At 68.8% G+C, this 15,391-nt stretch carries 17 protein-coding genes; 9 read left to right on the top strand and 8 right to left on the bottom strand.

The window, feature by feature from the left end:
• Window positions 1–318: 318 nt before the first annotated feature.
• Together dnaB and EJC51_RS24590 are read left to right on the top strand one after the other, a co-directional pair.
• On the top strand, window positions 319–1,791 hold the full coding sequence (dnaB, locus tag EJC51_RS24595) for a replicative DNA helicase (RefSeq protein WP_126273063.1): 1,473 nt from the start codon (window positions 319–321) through the stop codon (window positions 1,789–1,791).
• A 61-nt stretch (window positions 1,792–1,852) separates the two neighbouring features.
• Complete coding sequence (locus tag EJC51_RS24590; protein ID WP_126273062.1) at window positions 1,853–3,238, top strand: serine hydrolase domain-containing protein; 1,386 nt, start codon at window positions 1,853–1,855, stop codon at window positions 3,236–3,238.
• Between the two features lie 53 nt (window positions 3,239–3,291).
• Here EJC51_RS24590 and EJC51_RS24585 read toward each other — a convergent pair whose 3' ends face one another.
• On the bottom strand, window positions 3,292–3,744 hold the full coding sequence (locus EJC51_RS24585) for a GNAT family N-acetyltransferase (RefSeq protein WP_126273061.1): 453 nt from the start codon (window positions 3,742–3,744) through the stop codon (window positions 3,292–3,294).
• 9 nt (window positions 3,745–3,753) lie between these two features.
• Complete coding sequence (locus EJC51_RS24580; RefSeq protein ID WP_126273060.1) at window positions 3,754–4,212, bottom strand: MarR family winged helix-turn-helix transcriptional regulator; 459 nt, start codon at window positions 4,210–4,212, stop codon at window positions 3,754–3,756.
• 142 nt (window positions 4,213–4,354) lie between these two features.
• On the opposite strand from EJC51_RS24580, the gene EJC51_RS24575 reads away from it, so the two are divergent.
• The gene (locus EJC51_RS24575) at window positions 4,355–5,575 is read left to right on the top strand and encodes an MFS transporter (protein ID WP_126273059.1); all 1,221 of its coding nucleotides are present in this window, start codon (window positions 4,355–4,357) and stop codon (window positions 5,573–5,575) included.
• A 64-nt stretch (window positions 5,576–5,639) separates the two neighbouring features.
• On the opposite strand, the gene EJC51_RS24570 is transcribed toward EJC51_RS24575, so the two are convergent.
• On the bottom strand, window positions 5,640–6,506 hold the full coding sequence (locus EJC51_RS24570) for a GNAT family N-acetyltransferase (protein ID WP_126273058.1): 867 nt from the start codon (window positions 6,504–6,506) through the stop codon (window positions 5,640–5,642).
• 220 nt (window positions 6,507–6,726) lie between these two features.
• Between EJC51_RS24570 and EJC51_RS24565 the strand changes: the two genes are divergently transcribed.
• Together EJC51_RS24565 and EJC51_RS24560 are read left to right on the top strand one after the other, a co-directional pair.
• Window positions 6,727–7,359 carry an HAD family hydrolase gene (locus EJC51_RS24565; protein WP_126273057.1) on the top strand — a complete coding sequence of 211 codons (633 nt, stop codon included), beginning with the start codon at window positions 6,727–6,729 and terminating at the stop codon, window positions 7,357–7,359.
• Window positions 7,360–7,764: 405 nt separating this feature from the next.
• Window positions 7,765–9,102: a globin domain-containing protein gene (locus tag EJC51_RS24560; protein ID WP_126273056.1), complete on the top strand. Its 1,338-nt coding sequence runs from the start codon at window positions 7,765–7,767 to the stop codon at window positions 9,100–9,102.
• A gap of 15 nt (window positions 9,103–9,117) precedes the next feature.
• On the opposite strand, the gene EJC51_RS24555 is transcribed toward EJC51_RS24560, so the two are convergent.
• From EJC51_RS24555 to EJC51_RS24535, 5 genes are all read right to left on the bottom strand, one after another.
• Complete coding sequence (locus EJC51_RS24555; RefSeq protein ID WP_126273055.1) at window positions 9,118–9,600, bottom strand: NUDIX domain-containing protein; 483 nt, start codon at window positions 9,598–9,600, stop codon at window positions 9,118–9,120.
• A gap of 88 nt (window positions 9,601–9,688) precedes the next feature.
• A complete protein-coding gene (locus EJC51_RS24550; RefSeq protein ID WP_126273054.1) occupies window positions 9,689–10,597 on the bottom strand; it encodes a LysR family transcriptional regulator in 909 nt (302 codons plus the stop codon).
• A gap of 228 nt (window positions 10,598–10,825) precedes the next feature.
• Window positions 10,826–11,965, bottom strand: a complete 1,140-nt coding sequence (locus EJC51_RS24545; protein ID WP_126273053.1) for a cystathionine gamma-lyase — start codon at window positions 11,963–11,965, stop codon at window positions 10,826–10,828.
• The gene (locus EJC51_RS24540; RefSeq protein WP_126273052.1) at window positions 11,962–12,453 is read right to left on the bottom strand and encodes a low molecular weight protein-tyrosine-phosphatase; all 492 of its coding nucleotides are present in this window, start codon (window positions 12,451–12,453) and stop codon (window positions 11,962–11,964) included. Before EJC51_RS24540 ends, EJC51_RS24545 begins: the two co-directional genes overlap by 4 nt.
• Window positions 12,454–12,461: 8 nt before the next feature.
• A complete protein-coding gene (locus EJC51_RS24535) occupies window positions 12,462–12,839 on the bottom strand; it encodes a phage holin family protein (protein ID WP_059194398.1) in 378 nt (125 codons plus the stop codon).
• Window positions 12,840–12,899: 60 nt separating this feature from the next.
• Between EJC51_RS24535 and EJC51_RS24530 the strand changes: the two genes are divergently transcribed.
• The 4 genes from EJC51_RS24530 to EJC51_RS24515 all read left to right on the top strand — a co-directional run bounded on the left by EJC51_RS24530 (window position 12,900) and on the right by EJC51_RS24515 (window position 15,230).
• Window positions 12,900–13,217 (top strand): cupin domain-containing protein, encoded by a 318-nt coding sequence (locus EJC51_RS24530; protein ID WP_126273051.1) that lies wholly within the window; start codon window positions 12,900–12,902, stop codon window positions 13,215–13,217.
• 149 nt (window positions 13,218–13,366) lie between these two features.
• A complete protein-coding gene (locus EJC51_RS24525; RefSeq protein ID WP_097266192.1) occupies window positions 13,367–13,579 on the top strand; it encodes a DUF5326 family protein in 213 nt (70 codons plus the stop codon).
• A 214-nt stretch (window positions 13,580–13,793) separates the two neighbouring features.
• The gene (locus EJC51_RS24520; RefSeq protein ID WP_425276803.1) at window positions 13,794–14,693 is read left to right on the top strand and encodes an IclR family transcriptional regulator; all 900 of its coding nucleotides are present in this window, start codon (window positions 13,794–13,796) and stop codon (window positions 14,691–14,693) included.
• A gap of 99 nt (window positions 14,694–14,792) precedes the next feature.
• Window positions 14,793–15,230 (top strand): SsgA family sporulation/cell division regulator, encoded by a 438-nt coding sequence (locus tag EJC51_RS24515; protein ID WP_126273050.1) that lies wholly within the window; start codon window positions 14,793–14,795, stop codon window positions 15,228–15,230.
• The last annotated feature ends 161 nt before the right edge of the window (window positions 15,231–15,391 follow it).

Here is a 15,391-nt window from a genome sequence, read left to right as displayed (position 1 = left end):
GACGGGAAGTGTGCAGGTCAGAGCGGTTCCTCCGAGAGAAGGGCGAGCTTGTTCACAGGGCTGTCCACCGGGTCGTGCACAGGTTTCGCCGAGTTCTCCACAGCATCCGGGCCGTCGTCCACATGGCCTGTGGATAACCAGATTGGCTGACGGTGCCGACAGGCCTACCGTGGTCCGGCGCCCGCTCCGTCCGTCGGCCCGAAAACCATCACAAAACCGACGCGCCGCAAACGGAGTTGGGCCTCTTATTTGTCAGTGCCGTGCCGTAGAAAGAGAGGCACGGCGAGGTCCGCTCGGCGGACGGGAGGAGGTGGCTCGGTGAGCATTTCCGAGCCCTTGGACGATCCGTGGGCCGACAGCGGTCCCAGTGATCGCCTGCCTGCCTCGCGCCGACGCGGCGACGGGGGCCGGGGCCGCGACGAACAGCACGACCGCGGCCGGGAGAACGGCGAATGGGAGGGCGGGGGCGCGTCCTTCGAACGCGTGCCACCGCAGGATCTCGACGCGGAGCAGTCCGTGCTCGGCGGCATGCTCCTGTCGAAGGACGCCATCGCCGATGTCGTCGAGGTCATCAAGGGCCATGACTTCTACAAGCCGGCCCACGAGACGATCTTCCAGGCGATCCTCGACGTCTACGCCAAGGGCGAGCCGGCCGACCCCATCACGATCGCTGCCGAGCTGACCAAGCGCGGCGAGATCAACAAGGTCGGCGGCGCATCGTATCTGCACACCCTCGTACAGACGGTCCCGACAGCGGCGAACGCCGAGTACTACGCGGAGATCGTCCATGAACGAGCGGTGCTGCGACGGCTGGTGGAGGCCGGCACACGCATCACCCAGATGGGATACGCGGCCGACGACGACGTCGACGAGATCGTCAACCGCGCCCAGGCCGAGATCTACGCGGTCACCGAGCAGCGCACCAGCGAGGACTATCTGCCGCTCGGCGACATCATGGAGGGCGCGCTCGACGAGATCGAGGCGATCGGCTCCCGCACCGGTGAGATGACCGGTGTGCCGACCGGCTTCACGGACCTCGACTCCCTCACCAACGGCCTGCACCCCGGCCAGATGATCGTCATCGCGGCCCGTCCCGCCATGGGTAAGTCCACGCTCGCCTTGGACTTCGCCCGGGCGGCGTCCATCAAGAACAACCTGCCGAGCGTCATCTTCTCCCTCGAAATGGGGCGCAACGAGATCGCGATGCGCCTGCTGTCCGCCGAGGCGCGGGTGGCCCTGCACCACATGCGGTCCGGCACGATGACGGACGAGGACTGGACGCGCCTGGCGCGCCGGATGCCCGAGGTCTCGGCGGCGCCGCTCTACATCGACGACTCCCCGAACCTGTCGATGATGGAGATCCGCGCGAAGTGCCGCCGGCTCAAACAGCGCAACGACATCAAGCTCGTGATCATCGACTATCTCCAGCTGATGCAGTCCGGCAAGCGCTCCGAGAGCCGTCAGCAGGAGGTCTCGGACATGTCGCGAAACCTCAAGCTGCTGGCCAAGGAGCTGGAGCTCCCGGTGATCGCGCTCTCGCAGCTGAACCGTGGTCCCGAGCAGCGCACGGACAAGAAGCCTCAGGTGTCCGACCTGCGTGAGTCCGGCTCCATCGAGCAGGACGCCGACATGGTCATCCTCCTGCACCGCGAGGACGCCTACGAGAAGGAGTCACCACGCGCCGGCGAGGCGGACATCATCGTGGGCAAGCACCGTAACGGCCCGACGGCGACGATCACGGTCGCCTTCCAGGGCCACTACTCACGCTTCGTGGACATGGCCCAGACCTGAGCCGCCCGGCCCGGGCCGAATGAACTCGACGTCCGGGCACCTGCCGGGGTGGACTGGGGCCATGACGACATCTCAGGAACTGCTGCTTCCCGGCACGCGTCGTGCCCTGGTGCACCGGATCGCCGTGGCTCAGGCCGAAGGGCGGGCGCCGTCGTTGGTTGCAGCGGTCGTGCGGGACGGCCGGGCCGTCTGGCACGGCTCACGGACCTCGGTGGACGGCCATGGCCCGGACGAGAACGTCCAGTACCGGATCGGCTCGATCACCAAGACCTTCACCGCCGTGCTCGTACTGAGGCTGCGTGACGAGGGACTGCTCGACCTCGGCGACCCCTTGGAGAAGCACCTTCCCGGAACCGACGCGGGGGAGGCGACCATCGCCGAACTCCTCGCGCACACGGCCGGGTTGGCCGCCGAGTCACCCGGTCCATGGTGGGAACGGACCTCAGGGGCTCTGCGTCCCGAGCTGTCCGACGTTCTCGGTGAGCAGCCCTTCCTGCATCCGGCCGGTCGCCGCCACCACTACTCGAACCCCGGCTACACCCTGCTGGGCGCCCTGGTGGAGAGGGTGCGCGGGGCCTCATGGGAGGAGGTCCTGCGGCGTGAAGTGCTCGAACCCCTGGGCCTGGACCGCACGAGCGCTCATCCGTCGGCCCCGCACGCGGGCGGCTGGGCCGTGCATCCGTGGGCCGATGTGATGCTGCCAGAACCCACAGAGGACCTCGGAAGAATGGCGCCGGCGGGTCAACTATGGTCCACCACCGGTGACTTGGCCAAGTTCGCGGCCTTCCTGGCGAAGGGGGACGACCGGGTGCTGAGCGCGGAGACGGTGCGGGAGATGCGCACGCCCGCTGCGCCGGCCGAGGCCGCGGACGTGGTCGACGGTGCCACCTACGGTCTCGGGATGCAGATCCAACACCGGGACGGCCGTCTGCTCGTGGGGCACTCCGGTTCCCTGCCCGGGTTCCTGGCGAATCTCACCATCAGCGTGGCGGACGATGTCGCGGCGGTGGTGCTGGCCAACTGCACGTCCGGGCCTGTGCTGTCCGCCGTGGGCGCCGACCTGGTCCGGATCGTCGCGGAGGCCGAGCCGCGCATTCCCGAGCCGTGGCGTCCGCTCACCGAAGTCGACGCGGGCGTCCTGGAGCTGGCGGGTCAGTGGTACTGGGGCACGCATGTCTTCGCCCTACGGCTCACCTCCGACGGGGGCGTCTCGTTGGGGCCGCTGTCCGGCGGTGGCCGACGCTCACGCTTCCGCATCAACGGCGACGGCACCTGGACAGGGCTGGAGGGCTACTACGCCGGAGAGCTTCTGCGGGCCGTACGGCGGCCTGACGGCAGTGTGAGCCATCTGGACCTCGGGTCATTCGTGTTCACGCGTGAGCCGTACGACGAGGGGGCTTCTGTGCCTGGTGGGGTGGACCCGGAAGGGTGGCGCGGCATCGGTTGAGCGGTGCGGGGGCTTGTTTCACGTGAAACAAGCCCTCGCCGCTGCGTGGGACGTCAGAGCGGCAGTTTGAAGCCCACGTGCGAGGCCTCGAAGCCCAGCCGCTCGTAGAAGCGGTGGGCGTCGGTGCGGGTGGCATCAGAGGTCAGCTGCACCAACTGGCAGTTCCGGCGCCGGGATTCCTCGATCGCCCACTCGATGAGCTGGGTCCCCAGACCGCTGCCGCGCTCATCGGCATGCACACGGACGCCTTCGATGATCGACCTGGTGGAGCCGCGCCGGGACAGCCCGGGAATGATCGTGAGCTGAAGGGTGCCGACGACACGGCCCTCGCGGACGGCGACGACCAGGTGCTGGTTGGGGTCGGCGCTGAGCCGTTCCAGCGCGGTCAGATAGGGCGCGAGGTCGTCTGGCGACTCGCGCTGCGCGCCCAGCGGATCGTCGGCGAGCATGGCGACGATCGGGGCGACGTCGTCGGAGTCGGCGGCGCGTATTTCAAGATCTCCCATGCCGTCAGCCTATGCGGGCACCTTCAGCGACTCGACGACCTTCACCAGGGGTTCCAGCTCAGGGTTCTGGGCCGCTTCGTCCAGCGCCTCGCGCAGGGCGGAGTCGTTGGTCGGCCGTGCCTCCTCCAGCAGGGCGAGGCCTTCCGCGGTGACGTTGGTGTAGATGCCGCGGCGGTCGGTGGGGCACAGGTACCGGGTCAGCAGGCCGCGGTCCTCCAGGCGGGTCACCAGTCGGGTGGTGGCGCTCTGGCTCAGTACGACCGCGTCGGCGACCTGCTTCATCTGGAGGTGGCCGCCATCGCCGTCGTGCTGTCGGCTGAGGACGTCGAGCAGGGAGTACTCGCGCACGCTGAGGTCGTGCCGGGCCTGGAGGGCCCGCTCGATGTGGGCCTCGATCCTCCCGTGCAGCAGGGAGAGGGCGCACCAGCCCTGGGCGAGGGCGGTGAGTGCGGGGTCCGTCGCTGTCATTGGCGCTTCCTTCGTCCCGGAACGGCTGAATCCAGGATAGGGCAGGCCCGCAATAGCCTGCGCTTGCAATTAACGCGCGTCTGCAAGTATTGTCATCGAACGTAAAGCGCTCATGCAATCAATCGGGAAGGTGCAGACCTCCATGCCTCTCGCGCTCCTGGCCCTCGCGATCGGGGCCTTCGGCATCGGAACCACCGAGTTCGTGATCATGGGCTTGCTGCCCGAGGTCGCGGGCGACTTCGGTGTCTCGATCCCCACGGCCGGCTTCCTGGTGACGGGCTACGCGCTCGGCGTCATGTTCGGTGCCCCGCTCATGACGGTGCTCGGCACCAAGGTCTCCCGCAAGCGCATGCTGATGGCGCTGATGGGTCTGTTCATCGTCGGCAACCTGCTCTCCGCCCTGGCCCCCGCCTTCGGCATCATGCTCCTCGGCCGGATCGTCGCCTCGCTCGCCCACGGCGCCTTCTTCGGTATCGGGTCGGTCGTCGCCGCCGACCTGGTCGCCCCGGACAAGAAGGCCGGCGCCATCGCGATGATGTTCACCGGCCTCACCGTCGCCAACGTGGTCGGCGTGCCGCTGGGCACCCTCGTCGGACAGACCGTCGGCTGGCGGGTCACCTTCGCCATCGTGGCTGCCCTCGGCGTCCTCGGCCTGGCCGGCATCGCCAAGCTCGTCCCCGACATGCCCAAGCCCGAGGGCGTGCACCTGCGCCACGAGCTGGCCGCCTTCAAGAACGCCCAGGTCCTGCTCGCCATGGCGATGACCGTGCTCGGCTTCGGCGGCGTCTTCGCGGCGATCACCTACATCGCGCCGATGATGACCCATGTCGCCGGTTTCGCCGACGGCTCCGTCACCTGGCTGCTCGTCCTCTTCGGCCTCGGCATGGTCGGCGGCAACCTCGTCGGCGGCAAGTACGCGGACCGCGCCCTGATGCCCATGCTGTACGTCTCCCTGGGCGCCCTCGCGATCGTCCTCGCGCTTTTCACCGTCACCGCGCACAACAAGGTGCTCGCGGCCGTCACGATCGCGCTCATCGGCGCCCTCGGCTTCGCCACGGTCCCGCCGCTCCAGAAGCGTGTCCTGGACCAGGCGCACGGCGCCCCGACGCTTGCCTCGGCGGTGAACATCGGCGCCTTCAACCTCGGCAACGCGCTCTCCGCCTGGCTCGGTGGCCTGGTCATCAGCGCGGGCCTCGGCTACACCGCCCCCAACTGGGTGGGCGCCGCCCTCGCCGCGGGCGCCCTGGGGCTCGCCGTCCTCTCGGCAGCCCTGGAGCGTCGGGACGTCAGGTCCGGCACGCCCAGCGCGGTTGTCGCCGGAGCCGTGCCAACGACCGAACAGCGAGCCGCCGCCCACCACTGAGCCGTGACGACTGCGCCGGTCCCCCGAACTCCTCGGGGGACCGGCGCAGTCATATGTGAGGCCCTCAGCCCGCCGCCACCGTCACCGGCGCGAACCGCCGACTCCAGTCACCGGGCAGCTCCGGGATGCCGTAGGTCATGACCGCGTTGAAGGCGACGGACTCCAGGCCATGCTCCCGCGCCCACGCCAGCAGCTCTTCGTGCCGCACGTCGATGTCGGTGCGCAGCGGTCGGTCGGTGTGGGCGGCCAGGGAGGCGAGGAGAGCCTTCGCCGTCTCGGTGTCCCGGGCGACGAGCGGCCCCACCACATGAGTGTCCATATTGGGCCACGCGGCCGCGTAGCCGATGATCCGGCCGTTCTCTTCCGCGACCCGCAGCTGGTCGGCGAAAGCGGGCAGCCGCGTGACGATGTGGGTGCGGTCGGCGCCGAACACCTCTTCGTCGAGCCGGAGAATGGCGGAGAGATCCCCACCGGTGGCCGCCCGTGTCGCGACGGTGGGCCGGTAGCCGTCGGCCCTGAAATGCCCACGCACCATTTCCGCTCGACCGGTGGTCTTGAAGCCGAGTTCCTCGTAGAGAGGGCGGCCGTTGGGAGTCGCATGCAGAGTCAGGGGGGTGGTGCCCATGGCCGCGAGCACATGGCGCATCAACCGGCGGCCGATCCCCTGGCGGGCGTGCCGCTCGGCGACCAGGACCATGCCGATGGCCCCCAGATCCGGGCGCTGCTGTGGCCCGTACTCGGTGACGACGCAGGCGCTGACGAGACCACCTTCGGGGTCGTCGATGCCGTATCCCGTCCCGGCGGCGAGGAGGAAGCCCCACTTGTGCTCCTCACGCGGCCACCCCCGGTCCTCGGACAAGTCGGCGCAGGCGGTGAGATCGCGATGCGTCAGTCGGCGGATGGGCAGAGCGGCGGGGGAAGGTGTCGACACGCAGGTCAGGCTGTCTGACGGGCACCCCTGACGTCCACCCGTTTCCAAGGAGAAGTACGAGCTTTTGGCCATGTCGTAGCCGCCCGCACAGTCCGGCGACAGCTGCCCGTTGTTTCACGTGAAACATGGGCGAACCTCAGGCAGCCGCCCCTTCGCGACGATGCACGAAAGCCGACCGGCAAATCCCGGCCTTCAGCCAACCCCGTTAGCCTCAGGCTCCATGGCCAGACTTCATCTCTTCGATCTCGACGGCACGTTGTTGCACGGCACCTCCGCCCCGATCGAGATATCCCGGCAACTCGGCGTGGAAGCCGAGACCGTCGCTCTTGATCAGGCGATTTCGGCGGGGCTCATCGAGCCGCCCGAGTATGCGACGCGGGTGCACACCCTGTGGGCGGATCTCACGGACGCCCATGTGGCGGCCGCATTCGAGGGCGCACCGTGGCTGGCCCGTATTCGTGAGGTCTGGGAGGAGATCCGGAGCAATGGGGACTACTGCGCCGTTGTGTCGCTTTCCCCTTCCTTCTTCGTTGAGCGGCTCATCGCCTGGGGTGCGCATGCGGCGTACGGATCGCGTTTTCCGGCCGTGCCGTTCACCGAGCCCGTGGATCCGGCCGGAGTGCTCACCGCCGCGGCCAAGGTGCTGATCGCCGATCGGCTGTGCGAGGAGTTCGGGGTCACCCGGGCCGAGTGTGTCGCTTATGGAGACTCGTCGTCGGACAAGGACCTGTTCGGTGTGGTTCCGGTCTCCGTCGCGGTCAATGCCGACCGTCATCTGGCCGGTCTCGCGACCCACTCCTACGCGGGGAAGGATCTGTGGGAAGCCTATGAATTGGTGTGTCGCGACCGGTAATTGGGCGAATACATGGTGCGCACCCCTGCCTGATTCATGGGGGACCAAGGGGGGACTTGTGTGCGCGACGGCGACCGGTAGGGTCGACTCCGGTTCTTGTCCGACGAGGGGAGCGTCCTGTGCGTATCCTCCTGCGCCGGGCCCAGAGCGAGGCGACGCAGCCTAACGGGACGGAGAGATCGAAGACCCGCATTTTCGGTTACGCGGCCGGAGTATCCGCACACGATGCGATGCTGCGCTGAGCGCGCTGCGGCCAATGTCGCACTCTCGCCTTACTTGTCCGTATAGGGCGTGAATACGGGTTGAACCGGGCCGCATCGGCCGTGGCCATGAACGGGGAAAGCAAGCCGTCTGCGGGGGAAGCAGGCACATTCCGATCGGGGAAGTGCGCAGACCGACCGAAAGATGTTCGAGGCGAGGCACACCATGGACGCTCCGACCACCACATCGGCCGACAACGGCACTTCCGGCGGCGGGGGCGGCTGGTTCACGCCGCACCAGCAGCCGGCGACGCCACCGGGCGGCGAGTCGGCGTCTCCCGAACCGGCTCCCATGGCACCGGAAACAACCCCGCCCGCCGAACAGCACGTGCTTTCTCAGCGGACCGCCCCCGCGAGGGCCCAGGAGGCCTCCCCGGACGCGGTTCTCATCCGCAGGACCATGGCGGAGGTCGGCCCGGTCGCCGACAAGGTCACCTCGTACTTCTACGCCCTCCTCTTCGTACGCCACCCCGAGCTGCGCTCGCTCTTCCCCGCGGCGATGGACACCCAGCGGGACCGGCTGCTCAAGGCGCTGCTCACCGCGGCGGAGCACATCGACAACACCCCCGTCCTCGTCGACTACCTCCAGAACCTGGGCCGCGGCCACCGCAAGTACGGCACGCGCCCCGAGCACTACCCGGCCGTCGGCGAGTGCCTCATCGGCGCCCTGAAGAAGTACGCCGAGCACATCTGGGGTCCGGCGTTCGAGGCGGCCTGGGTACGGGCGTACACGACGATCTCCCAGGTGATGATCGACGCGGCGGCCGTGGACGAACTGCGCGCGCCCGCCTGGTGGTACGCGGAGGTCGTGGCGCACGATCTGAGGACGCGGGACGTCGCCGTCGTCACCGTCCGCCCGGACCAGCCCTACCCCTTCCTCGCCGGGCAGTACACGAGCCTGGAGACGCCTTGGTGGCCGCGGATCTGGCGGCACTACTCCTTCGCCTCGGCGCCCCGCTCCGACGGCCTGCTGTCGTTCCATGTGAAGGCCGTGCCGGCGGGCTGGGTCTCCGGCGCCCTGGTGCACCGCGCCCGGCCCGGTGACGTCCTCCGCCTCGGCCCGCCGTCCGGTTCGATGACCGTGGACCACACGACCGACAGGGGTCTTCTCTGTCTGGGCGGCGGCACCGGCATAGCGCCCATCAAGGCGCTGGTCGAGGACGTGGCCGAACACGGCGAGCGGCGACCGGTCGAGGTGTTCTACGGCGCCCGCACCGACATCGACCTGTACGACATCGACACGATGCTCCGCCTTCAGCAGTCCCACCCATGGCTCTCCGTGCGCGCCGTCATCGACGAGCAGGCGCGCCTCCAACTTCCCGACGCGATCCGCCGTTACGGCCCCTGGAACGAGTACGACGCCTATGTCTCGGGCCCGCCCGGAATGATCCGCAAGGGTGTGGATGCGCTGAGGGACAGCGGCATCCCCTCGGAGCGCATCCGCCACGACTCGCTGGAGGAGCTCGTCGTCATCGGCGACTGAGCACCCGCCCCTGCCTCATCCCAAGTCCGGCGCGTGCATGGCACGTACGCCCTCGATGTTGCCGTCCAGGTAGTGCCGCAGCGACAGCGGCACCAGGTGGACGGAGGCGATCCCGACCCGGGTGAACGGCACTCGCACGATCTCGTACTCCCCGATGGGCTCGTCCACCTCGGGGCCGTGCCGCAGCGAGGTGTCCATGGACTCCAGTCGGCAGACGAAGAAGTGCTGGACCTTCACCCCGGTCGCGCCGCCGTCCTCGCCGATGTGCTCGACGGTGTCGACGAAGCAGGGCACCACATCGGTGATCTTGGCGCCGAGTTCCTCGTACACCTCGCGGTGCAGGGCGTCGACGACGGTCGTGTCGCTTGGCTCCACGCCCCCGCCGGGGGTGAGCCAGTAGGGATCCATGCCGGGCTTGGTGCGCTTGATCAGGATCAGATCGTCGCCGTCCAGGAGAACGGCGCGTGCGGTGCGCTTGACCACGGGTCGGACGGTCATGGGTGAAATGTGGCCCGCTTGGTTCCACGTGAAACATCGCATGCGGTCATTGATCGAGTGCACCGGGTGACCCCGGAAGAACCGCAGGTCAGCCCCAGTCGTCTGCCGCCCTCAGCAGCCAGTCGTGGGCGCGTGCGACATGCGGCATGGCCAGGGTGCCGGTGCGGACCACCAAGAAGTACGTGCGCAGCGGTGGTACCGCGGGATGGTGCAGCGCCACCACGTCACCCCGCTCCAGGGCCTCGGCGCAGAGATATCTGGGCAGCACCGCCAGCCCGGCCCCCGCTGCCGCGCAGGCCAGTACCGCACGCAGATCGGGGACGATGACCGTGCCCGGGGTGGCCGGACGGGAGTCGAAGACGGAAGCCCAGTAGCGGGAGACGAACGGCAGCGACTCGTGCACCTCGACCACCGGAACGTCCTCCAGGGCGTGCGCTCCCTTGCGGCGCAGCAGGCCCGAGCCGATGATCTGCTCCGCCCGGTGCGGGGAGGCGACCAGGACGTGCACTTCGTCGCAGAGCGGAGTCGCGGTGAGCAGGGCGCCGCGTGGACGGGCCGTGCTGATGGCCAGATCGTGATGACCGGCGGCCAGCCCTTCCAGCGTCTCCTCGGCGTTTCCGAAGGAAGCGCGCAGTGCGAAGCCCTGGCCGTCCTCGCCGGTCAGCTCGGTGAGCGCGGGCAGGGCGCGTTCCGCGGTGAACTCGGGTGGCCCGGCGAGGTGCAGGGTCCGTAAGGAGGACTCGTCGTCGAGTCCGGTCTCGGCGATCTCCACGAGGGCGTCCAGGTGAGGCGCGGCCTTGTGGGCGAGCTCGTCGCCGATGGTCGTCGGGGTCACGCCGCGGGCCTGTCGCAGGAACAGGGGCCGGCCCAACTGCCGTTCCAGGGTGCGGATCTGCGAGGTCACGGCCGGCTGCGACAGACCGAGCAGCGCGGCGGCGCGGGTGAAGGAGCCGGCCCGGTGCACGGTCACGAAGGTCCGCAACAAGGCCAGATCCATGCCACGCCCTCCCCTTCCGCGCCCTGTCCCAGTCCCCGGCAGGGGCCCAACTATAAATATGTCGATAGGTCTCTGTCGCTACTGTGATTGGACACTGACACAGAGTCAACTAGCCTTGTTCGCGCGGTTCTTCGCGCGCGGAACCGAGGACGGTCCGAGCCACGAGGGGGGAGGCTCGGACCGTCCGTTGTACGTAGCCGGACACCGACCGACGGGTACGTGTACGGCTCAGCCGGCCGACTCCCGCAGCGCCCGCCGCACATCCGCGACCAGGTCCTCGGTGTCCTCGGCACCGGCCGAGAAGCGGACGAAGCCGTCCGGCACCGCGTCGCCGCCCCAGCGCCCCCGCCGCTCGGCCGTCGAGCGCACCCCGCCGAAGCTGGTCGCGTCGTCCACGAGCCGCAGCGCGTCGAGGAAACGCTCGGCACGCGCGCGCGTGGGCAGCGTGAAGGAGACCACGCACCCGAAGCGGCGCATCTGCTGCGAGGCGGTCTTGTGCGACGGGTCACCGGGCAGCCCCGGGTAGCGCACCCCGAGCTCCTCGGGCCAGTCGCGCAGCGCCTCGGCGACGGCCAGCGCGTTGGCGCTCTGCCGCTCGACGCGCAGCTGGAGCGTGGCGATGGACCGGTGCGCGAGCCAGGCCTCCATGGGGCCGGGGATCGCCCCTACGAGCTTGCGCCAGCGTCGTACGGCCGCCATCGCCTCGGCGTCGCGGCCGCTGACGTATCCCAGGAGGACGTCTCCGTGCCCCGTGAGCTGCTTGGTGCCGCTCGCCACGGAGAAGTCGGCCCCGAGCTCCAGCGGGCGCTGTCCGAGCGGCGTGGCGAGCGTGTTGTCGACCGCGACGAGGGCACCACGCGCGTGTGCCGCGTCCGCGAGCCGCCGGATGTCGCACACGTCGAGCCCGGGATTCGACGGTGTCTCGATCCACAGCAGCCGCGCGCCCTCCAGCACGGCCAGCTGCGCGTCCCCGCCCGTCGGCGCGGTCCGCACCTGGATGCCGTACGCCCGCAGCTGCTCATGGACCAGGGGGAGCGCCTGGTAGCCGTCGTCCGGCATGACGACCGTGTCCCCGGCGCGCAGCTGCGAGAAGAGCACCGACGAGATGGCGGCCATGCCGGAGGCGAACACGAGCGTCTGGACGTCGTCCTGCCCGGGCGCCTCCAACTCGCCGACGGCCCGTTCCAGCAGGGTCCAGGTCGGGTTCTCGTCGCGGCCGTAGGTGTACGGCCCCTCGACGTCGCCCGGCAGATGGAAGTGGGCGGCGAAGACCGGGCCGGGAAGGGTGGGCTCGTTCTTGACGGGCTCGGGCAGTCCGGCCCGCACCGCACGCGTGCCCTCCCCGGTGGCCCCGGTCGTCTCCCTCATGCCGCCTGTCCTCCCACGTCCTCACATACGGCGTCGAGCAGTCCCACGCTCGCCGCCTCCACCATCTCAAGGCACTCCTCGAAACCGTCCATGCCCCCGTAGTACGGGTCCGGGACGTCGAGGTCGTCGGCCGCCGACGCGTCGTACGAGCGCAGCAGACGCACCTTCGCCGCGTCCTCCGGCGTCGGCGCGAGGCGCCGCAGGGCCCTGAGATGGCCGTGGTCGAGGGCGATGACGAGGTCGAGGCGGGCGAACCACGACGGCTGGAACTGACGGGCCGTGTGGGCGCTGTCGTACCCGTGCTCCTCCAGGACGGAGACGGTGCGCGGGTCGGCGCCGTCGCCCTCGTGCCAGCCGCCCGTGCCGGCGCTGTCGACCTCGACCCGGTCGTCGAGCCCGGCCTCCGAAACGCGGGCGCGGAAGACGGACTCGGCCATCGGCGAGCGGCAGATGTTGCCGGTGCAGACGAAGCAGACGCGGTAGGTCATCCTCGGGCTCAGTCCCCGTCGGGGAGGATGACGTTGAGCGCCCAGGACACGATCGAGATGATCAGGCCACCGACGACGGCGGTCCAGAAGCCGTCGACGTGGAAGCTCAGGTCTAGCTTGTCGGCCAGCCACGACGTCAGCAGCAGCATCAGCGCGTTGACGACCAGGGTGAACAGACCGAGCGTGAGGATGAGCAGCGGGAGGCTGAGCAGCTTCACGATCGGCTTGACCAGGAAGTTCACCACGCCGAAGAGCAGCGCGACCAGGATCAGGGTGCCGATCTTCTTGCCCGTGCTGTCACCGGTCAGAGTGATCTTGTCGAGCAGCCATACGGCGACCGCCAGGGCGCCCGCGTTGGCGATCGTCTTGACTACGAAATTCTTCATGTGTCTGATCGTGGCAGAAGAGATCGGTTACCAGCAGTGTGACGAGGGCGGACAACGGCGATGAAGGCATTCCGGCTGGACGAACTGGAGGCGGAGCGCGCCTCCAACGAGGGCGCCTACCTGCAGTTTCTGCGGGAACGGAACATGTCCGTCGGCCTGTACGCGCTCGACGCCGGTGAGCATGATCCACAGAAGCCGCACAACCAGGACGAGGTCTACTTCGTTGTGAGCGGACGTGCCGCGATCACGGTGGGTCTGGAGACGACCCAGGTGGCCCGGGGCAGCGTCGTGTACGTGCCGGCCGGTGTCGCCCACAAGTTCCACCACATCAGCGAGGATCTGCGGGTTCTGGTGGTCTTCTCTCCCCCGGAGAGCTGAGCCGCTGCCTCGGGGTTCCCTAGGGGATCGATCAGGGGACGACGAGGGGTGCGAGGCCCCCGTTCGGGCCCCTGCCCGCCCTAGCATCGAAGCAGGACATCGGAAGGATCCGGCGACAAGAGATGCCGGGGACGAGAGAGGTTGGGGCGATGCGTGAGATCTTCGCGGGACTGCCGTGGTGGGTGAAGTGGATCGCGGTGCCCGTCATCGCCCTGGTCGTGTTCGGCGGGCTGATAGCCAGCGTCCTGCACTTCGTCGTCTGGCTGCTGTTCAAGGCACTCGTCTTCGTGGCGCTGGTCGGCGGGCTCATCTACGTCGTACGGAAGTTCACGACGAGCTCCTCGTCGCGCAGCGATTGGTGAGGGTGGGCAAGGGGCAGCGGTGACGGGTATCGGTGATCGGTAACAGGAATCACCGGTTCCCTCGCGCGAGGGAAGTTTCGGCGCAGGCCGTCTGTGAGCGGTGGCGGGCAGTTAAAGTCCGGAATTCGACGCGGGGACGATCCCCCGTGAGCGGCGCACACCCCCTCCCGTGTCCCCCCGCACGGGCAGCCCCCTCGCGCTTCGGGAGTGACCCTTGGCCACGGTTGACACCGCACCGGCAGAACTCCACGTACCAGTACAGACGGCGCCTCCGCCACGACCGGCAACCCCCGTAGGGCGGCGCCCGGCGACGCCAGCCGAGCGGTCGGAGCGGTCGGACCATGCCGACCAGCAGGAGCAGACCCCCTCCACGACCCTCATCGGCTCCGTCCAGCGCGCGATGCGTCTGCTGGAGTCCGTCGCCGGACATGAACACGGCGCCCCCGCCAAGCAACTGGCCCGCGAGACCGGCCTGGCCCTGCCGACCGCCTATCACCTGCTGCGCACCCTCGTGCACGAGGGCTATCTGCGCCGGGACAAGGGTCTGTTCTTCCTCGGCGAGGCGGCCGAGAGGCTGAGCAGCAGCGGAGCCAAGCAGAAACGTCGCAGCACGGTCGTCGAGGCGCTGGCCCACTGGCGGGACGTGATCGGCGTACCCGTGTACTACGCGATGTACCGCGAGGGCGAGATCGAGGTCATGTGCGTCTCCGACACCCCGGGCAACCCCGCGGTGGAGGAGTGGGCCGACTTCCGCGAGACCGCGCACGCGCACGCCATCGGTCAGTGTCTGCTGTCCCAACTCGACGAGAGCGTCCGCCGCGACCACCTCGAGCGCTACCCGGTGCAGGCGATCACCCCGTACACCGTGCACGACAACCACACCCTGCTCCGGCGCCTGGACCGGGTGGGGCGGATGGAGCCGGTCTTCGAACACCAGGAGTACGCGCTCGGCACGGTGTGCGCGGCGATCCCGATCACGATCGGACCGACCGCCGCGACCCTGGCCATTTCTCTCCCATCCCATCAGGCGGATCGTCTGATGGATGCCACACGTCAGCTACAGAGCGAGATCGGACAGCTTCTGGGGTCGCTCGCGATCTCTATCAGTATCTGAAAACTCACTCCTTGTGATCTCCCGTATACGTTCAGCAAGATTCCATCAGAGTCAGAGGGATCATTCCCGGCCAGTCGACCGCAGATGACGGGGTAGACGATGGACGAGTCCGTACAGGCAGAGGTCATGATGAGCTTTCTCGTGTCCGAGGAGCTCTCGTTCCGTATCCCGGTGGAGCTGCGCTACGAGACCTGTGATCCCTACGCGGTGCGACTGACCTTCCACCTGCCCGGGGACGCCCCCGTGACCTGGGCCTTCGGGCGTGAGTTGCTGATCGACGGCGTGGGGCGGCCGAGCGGCGACGGGGATGTGCGCATCGCGCCGGCGGAGCACGAAACGCTCGGTGAGGTGCTGATCCGGCTTCAGGTCGGCGCCGACCAGGCGCTGTTCCGCTCGTCGACGGCGCCGCTCATCGCCTTCCTCGACCGCACCGACAAGCTGGTGCCGCTGGGACAGGAAGGGGCGCTCGCGGACTTCGACGCCCATCTCGACGAGGCGCTGGACCGCATTCTGGCGGAGGAGCAGAGCGCGGGCTGAAGCGTCACGCCGGTGGGGAGGCGGAACGCTTCAGCGCGGGTGTGGAGGAGTGCAGGAACGCTTCTTCTGGGGAGGGGTGGCCTTCTGGGCGTCGTTCTGGGTGTTTTGGGTGCTCTGGGTGTTCTTGGCGGGCTGGGGCGTGAGGCGGCTCTGGAGCCTGT

Source organism: Streptomyces aquilus (assembly GCF_003955715.1).
GTDB lineage: Bacteria > Actinomycetota > Actinomycetes > Streptomycetales > Streptomycetaceae > Streptomyces > Streptomyces aquilus.
This window is presented reverse-complemented; position numbering and strand designations above follow the sequence as displayed.